We start from the raw sequence: 6,091 nt of genomic DNA on the forward strand, positions 1-6,091 counted from the left end.
CAACGTCGGGAGGCTGGCGGCAAGCGCCACCCCGGCGCTGAGACCCACAGAAGTGTCCAGGGCTGAGCTGACAACAGCTGGCAGCCCAGCCTGTTGCACGATTCCCAGCGCACGGCGTACCCCGCCCAGAGGTGCCACCTTGACCACGATCAGATCCGCAGCACCAGCACGGGCCACGGCCAGGGGGTCCTCGGCCTTGCGCACGGATTCATCGGCAGCAATCGGCACCTCCACGCCGCGCCTGGCCAACTCCTCCTTGAGCGCGTACAGCCCGTCCACGCCCGCCACCGGTTGCTCGGCATATTCCAGGTCGTATTGCGCCAGGGCGCTCAGGGCCCGCACGGCCTGCCCATGATCCCAGCCCTGGTTGGCATCCACCCGGATGGCCACCTGCGGCCAGTGGGCACGCACGGCTGCCACCCGGGCCAGATCCTGCTCCAGGTCCTGACCGGCCTCAGACACTTTGACCTTGACTGCTGTGATCCCCTCCCCGTAGCGGTCCAACACGTCAGGTACCGCGTTGGCTGCCACGGCCGGCACCGTGGCATTGACCGGCACATGGCTGCGGACCGGTTCAGGGAAACCACACCGGGCGGCCTCCAGACACGAACGCCACCACGCGAGCGCTTCGGCGTCGTCGTACTCCGGAAACGGCGCAAACTCGCCCCACCCGCGCTCCCCCTCCACCAGCACAGCCTCCCGGGTGGTGACCCCACGGAACTTGACCGTCAGTGGCAGTTCAACCACGACGACGCGGGCCAGGACCCCCTCCAGGTCAAGGTCCAACGGGTTGGCGGGGACTGGGTGTTCGGACATGGGTTCACTGTAAAGGGGTTGCGGAGCGTCCAGGAGATCCCCAGACAACGGCGCCAGGACCTCAAGAAATTTCAGGAGTCGTGAAGGCTGGGCTGTCACACTGTTCTGCGAACAACGCCAGGAACGCGTCCCCGTGGACCGGCGAATTGCGAAAGAGGACAGCAGTGACGTACATCCCCGCGGAGAACGACCCCCACCAGAATCGACGGTCCGGGTCCGGCAGCAGTGCGGAGGAGACGCCCACGGAGGCCATCACCACCCCGCCCGGCACCCGAGGCAACGGCGGGTCCTCTGCCTCCCGTGCTGACTCCGTCCAGGACCACCAGAGCAACCCGCGCACCGAGTCCATCAGCGCATCATCCGACCCCACCGTGACCCGCCCCATGCCGTCGGTGAGTGGCGCGTCAAACTCGGGCCGGTACCAGCTCTCTGCGGATCCCGAGACCACTGCCCTGGAGACCACCACCGGGCCAGGGGACAGCGGTGCTCCGGCACCCTGGCAGGACACACGGCAGCAGCCGGTACACCAGCCGCTACAGCAACCCGGGGATTACCGCGGTGGGCCGGAGCAGCAGCACGGCCAGTCACAGCAATTCCGCCAGCCTCAGCAGCAGCCGGTGGGGCAGGCGCCTGCCGATTACGGTGCCACTGCCCACCCGGCTGCTCCACGCACCCCGGCGCGGGACCTGAGTTTCGGCATTGTGATGGGGCTGTTGTTGCGCGCCGTGTTGCTGTTTGCAGCTGCAGGCGGCCTTGCCTTCTACGCTCTGCGCACGGTGGGTGGTCAGTGGGCGGATGAACTGGCGCTGCAGGAGGGGGACCAGGCCCTCAACCAGTTGCCCACTGCCTGGGTGCCGTGGATCGATCTGGTCCCGGTTCTGGTGTGCGTGCTCTGGGGTGCAGTGGCTTTGCTGTTTGCCGTGGGCTCCCGCCGTTGGGTGCCTCTGCTGGTGGGCGTGGTCAGCGGGCTGGGTGCGGTGGTCTCCGTGCAACTGCTCAAGCGTGAGTTCCTGGTCAAGGCGCCCTATGGCATCCATGAGACCACCATGAACTCGCTGCCCTCCGGCCACACCGCAGCGGCCGCCACCGCCGCCATGATCGCCGTGATGACGGCCCCGGCCAGGTGGCGCGGCGCCGTCGCGTTCTTTGGTGCCCTGACCACCGCTGCGGCCGGGATTTCCACGGTTCTCAACGGCTGGCACCGTCCCATGGACGCCATGGTCTCCGTGCTGGTGGTGGCTTGCTGGGCCGTGGTGGGTGCGCTGTTGCTGCGGTGCCTGATCCGCCCGGAGCGCTACACGTCCAACCTGTCCGTGACCACGTTGGTGTTGGGCATCCTGCTGGTTCTGGCAGCGGCCGGTGGGCTGGCGGCCATGCAGACCGTGACCATCACCGGGTTGCCGTTGGCCGCCGGTGCGGCCGGCATCGTGGGCTTCAGCCTGTTGGCTGCTCACCAGACGGTGCGGGCGCTGCGGCCTCACCAGCAAGCTGTGTGAGGCGGTCCAGCAGAATGCGGGAGGATCCCGCACCGTAGGGAAGCCGAAACATGCTGGCCGTGACCGGCTGGGGGTTCTGGCCCTCGGCCTGTTGAGCGTTCATGGCCGTGATGCGCTCGATGGCCGCAGCCATGGTGGCTGCCATCCCGCGGACGTCCCCGTGGTCCACGGGCAGACCGTGACCCGGCACCACCACGCGGTAGCGCTCAAGATCGGCAAGCTGTTCCAACGCGGAAACCCAGTCGTGCGGGAAGGAATCCTCAAACGAGGGATCGGCACCTTGCTCCACCACGTCCCCGGCAAAAACGACGTCGTCAACGCCCACCAAGACGTCGTTGTCCGTGTGGCCGCGGCCCAGGGAGAACACCAAGGCCTGACGGTCACCCAGGTCAATTCTGGTCAGGGCCGGTCTGCGGCCTGTGCCGGGCAGGTGGCGGGTGGGCACCACGATCTTGGTGTCCAGGCCCTTGCCCTCCCCCATCTCCGGTTCGGCCACGCCCACGTAGGAGCGCTGGTAGTCCCCGTACTTCTCGATGGCGTGAGCGGCAAGGCGGTGGGACCAGAAATCCGTGGCGCCGGCGCGTTGGAACACGGCATTGCCCATGTAGTGGTCAAAGTGTGCGTGGGTGTTGAGCACCACCAGCGGCAGTTGGGTCACTTTGCGCACGGCTTCCAGAATCGCCCGACCCTGGCGGGGTCCCGCACCGGTGTCGATCACCAGGGCGCGCCCGGCCCCCACCACCAGACCGGAGTTGAGTCTCCAGTTCTCTGTGGTGATGACGTGGACGTCCGCTCCGACCTCGTTGATGGTGATCACGCAGTCAGCGTACGGCCCATGGGCAGTTGACGGCGACTTGCCACGGATTGCATGAACCTCCGCACCCTTCCTGGGTTGTGTGGCCACAGACGCCGTTGCCCACCCGCGGCACAGCCACCGCACCCGGGATCACCGCAGTCGGTCAATGCCTAAAAAACCACAGGGCTCACGTAGCGTGGCGGCCATGACTGAGATCACCCAGGGAGTCGGCGCCGGCCGCTACGCACCCTCGCCTTCGGGGGATCTGCACATCGGAAATCTGCGCACCGCGGTCCTGGCGTGGGTGTTCGCCCGCGCCGAGGGCAAACGGTTTGTGCTGCGAGTCGAGGACCTGGACCGGGTCAAAGAGGGTGCTGCTCAACGGCAGTTGACTGACCTGGCCCAGATCGGGTTGGACTGGGATCCGCCCGTGCTCCTGCAGTCAGAGCGCCAGGAGGTTCACCGGGCCGCCGTCGTGGACTTGAGTGAACGCGGGCTGACCTACGAGTGTTACTGCACCCGCCGGGAGATCCAGGCGGAGATCGCCGCCGCAGGGGGTGCACCCCATGGCGCCCCGGGCGCCTATCCGGGTACCTGCCGCAATTTGACGGCACAGCAACGCGAACAACGACGCCGGGACCGCCCGCCCGCCATCCGGCTCAGGGCCCAGGCGGAAACCGCCACGGTCACCGACCGCCTGGCCGGTGAGGTCACGGAGGCGGTGGACGACATGGTGCTGCTGCGCAATGACGGCCGCCCCGCCTACAACCTGGCGGTGGTTCTGGACGACACGTTTCAAGGGGTGGATCAGGTGGTGCGCGCCGATGACCTCCTGAGCTCCGCCCCACGCCAGGCCCATCTGGCGCACCTGCTGGGCCTGGTACAGGTTAAGTACATCCATGTACCCCTGGTGCTCAACACGAGCGGCCAACGTTTGGCAAAGCGTGACGGAGCTGTAACTCTTGGTGACCTGCGTGCTGCGGGACACACCACCGCGGAGGTCATGGAATGGATGGGGCGCTCGCTGGGACTGCCGTCCCGGGTGGCCTGCGCACAAGACGTCTTGGATCAGCACACACACCTCCGTCTCACGGACGGCCCCTGGACCTTCACTCCCCCGTCAACGAGTTCAACGCAGCCCACGGGCCCGTAGGACCAACTGCTGACTTCCCTGGCTCTGGGCAGTCGGCTTCAAGAAAGGAATCACATGGTTGACTTCGGATCAGGCTTTTGGTGGATGATGGCCGCCATCGGCCTGTATTTCGTGGCAATGCTGGCCGTGGGCGTGTGGGCCTCCACCCGCACCCGGGACAAAGACGACTACATGATCGGTGGGCGTGACCTCCCGCCCACCGTGGCGGCACTGTCCGCAGGTGCCTCTGACATGTCCGGCTGGCTGCTGATGGGCCTTCCGGGCGCCCTCTACATGGGTGGCATGGTCCAGGCGTGGATCGCCATTGGTCTGACCATTGGCGCGTGGATCAACTGGAAGGTTGTTGCCCCGCGTCTGCGCATGTTCACGGAGAAGTACAACAACGCGATCACCCTGCCCTCCTTCCTGGGCAACCGTCTGGTCCGTGGTGGGCGCATGCTGCGCATTGTGGCCGGCCTGGTGATCCTGGTGTTCTTCACCTTTTACATCTCCTCCGGCATGGTGGCCGGCGGCAACTTCACCTCCTCCGCATTCGGTGGCGCCCTGTCCGAAAGCTTTGGCTGGGGCCACGAGGAGACCTACGTGGTGGGCATGCTGGTGATTGCCGGTGTGACCATTGCCTACACCCTGATCGGCGGTTTCCTGGGGGCCAGTTACACGGACTTCTTCCAGGGCACTCTGATGTTCCTGGCGCTGCTTCTGGTGCCGATCGTGGTGCTGTTCATGGTGGGCGATCCCGGGCACATCATCCAGCGCGTGGACGAGGTTCACCCCGGGGCCTGGAACCTGTTCGACGTCGGCGCTGCCGGCGGTGTGATCGGCGTGATCTCCTTGGCTGCATGGGGCCTGGGCTACTTCGGTCAGCCGCACATCCTGGTGCGCTTCATGGCGCTGCGCAGCCACGAGGACGCCGTGGCCGGCCGCCGAATCGGCGTGGCCTGGATGGCCCTGTGTGTGCTCGGAGCCATCCTGACCGCGCTGTTCGCCATCCCGCTGGTGGATCGCGGACGGATCGCCCTGACCAACTCGGAGACCGCGGAAACCGTGTTCCTGGACGCCGCAATCGGCCTGTTCCCGGCATTCCTCGCCGGTCTGGTGCTGGCGGCCGTCCTGGCAGCCATCATGTCCACCATTTCCTCCCAGCTGGTGGTCACCACCTCCGCCATGGTGGAGGACCTGGCCCTGTTGTTCCGACGCAAGCCGCTGGCCGCCAAGACGGCGCTGTGGATCAGCCGCGCCGGTGTGTTGATCGTGGCCGTGGTGGCCGCCGTCATGGCCCTGGACCCGGCCGAGTCCATCCTGGCTCTGGTGGGCTTTGCCTGGGCCGGTTTTGGCGCCGCCTTTGGTCCGATCGTGCTGCTGTCCCTCTACTGGCGCAAGCTCACCGGTATCGGGGCCACCGCAGCCATGGCCACGGGCGCCATTGTTGTGATCCTGTGGCCGCGCACGCCGTGGGCTGACATCTACGAGATCATCCCCGGATTCATTGCCGCCACCCTGGTGGCCGTGGTGGTCTCCCTGATCACGTACACCCCGGATGCAGGTGTGGAGCAGCGCTTTGACGAGGCCGTCGCCCTCTCCCACCGCGGTCTGCCCACCCAGCCGGAGGCCGACGACGCCGCCCCCGCCACCGCCGCTGCAGCCCACTCCGGGGAGACCGGCCAGGCGCAGGGCAACCCGCCTCAAGGCAACCCGGCCGGTTCCAACGGGGCCAGCCCTGCTGGCGGACGGAAAGCACCGTGGGAGTCCAGTTCCTGATGTGAGGACACAGTGATGTGACCTCCCGGTGAGGGCTGCGCCAAGACCGCATCCACCACCGGGAGGCAACCC

At 66.9% G+C, this 6,091-nt stretch carries 5 protein-coding genes; 3 read left to right on the top strand and 2 right to left on the bottom strand.

Annotation, left to right across the window (positions count from 1 at the left end; translation table 11 throughout):
* Positions 1-816, bottom strand: an 816-nt coding sequence (locus L979_RS04230; RefSeq protein ID WP_047689638.1) for an o-succinylbenzoate synthase, incomplete at its 3' end; no start/stop codon positions are given.
* 164 nt (positions 817-980) lie between these two features.
* Between L979_RS04230 and L979_RS14390 the strand changes: the two genes are divergently transcribed.
* Positions 981-2,312 (top strand): phosphatase PAP2 family protein, encoded by a 1,332-nt coding sequence (locus L979_RS14390; RefSeq protein ID WP_052209469.1) that lies wholly within the window; start codon positions 981-983, stop codon positions 2,310-2,312.
* Here the strand turns inward: L979_RS14390 and L979_RS04240 are convergent.
* A complete protein-coding gene (locus L979_RS04240) occupies positions 2,251-3,129 on the bottom strand; it encodes an MBL fold metallo-hydrolase (RefSeq protein ID WP_047689641.1) in 879 nt (292 codons plus the stop codon). The genes L979_RS14390 and L979_RS04240 overlap by 62 nt on opposite strands.
* A 184-nt stretch (positions 3,130-3,313) precedes the next feature.
* On the opposite strand from L979_RS04240, the gene gluQRS reads away from it, so the two are divergent.
* On the top strand, positions 3,314-4,261 hold the full coding sequence (gene gluQRS / locus L979_RS04245) for a tRNA glutamyl-Q(34) synthetase GluQRS (RefSeq protein WP_047689647.1): 948 nt from the start codon (positions 3,314-3,316) through the stop codon (positions 4,259-4,261).
* A gap of 54 nt (positions 4,262-4,315) precedes the next feature.
* A complete protein-coding gene (gene putP / locus L979_RS04250) occupies positions 4,316-6,019 on the top strand; it encodes a sodium/proline symporter PutP (RefSeq protein WP_047689643.1) in 1,704 nt (567 codons plus the stop codon).
* Positions 6,020-6,091 lie beyond the last annotated feature (72 nt).

Source organism: Kocuria sp. ZOR0020 (assembly GCF_000800955.1).
GTDB lineage: Bacteria > Actinomycetota > Actinomycetes > Actinomycetales > Micrococcaceae > Kocuria > Kocuria subflava.

Bases quoted from the DNA above. Each gene is read 5' to 3' on its own strand.
- gluQRS (WP_047689647.1), top strand. From the start codon at position 3,314: ATGACTGAGATCACCCAGGGAGTCGGCGCCGGCCGCTACGCACCCTCG.
- putP (WP_047689643.1), top strand. From the start codon at position 4,316: ATGGTTGACTTCGGATCAGGCTTTTGGTGGATGATGGCCGCCATCGGC.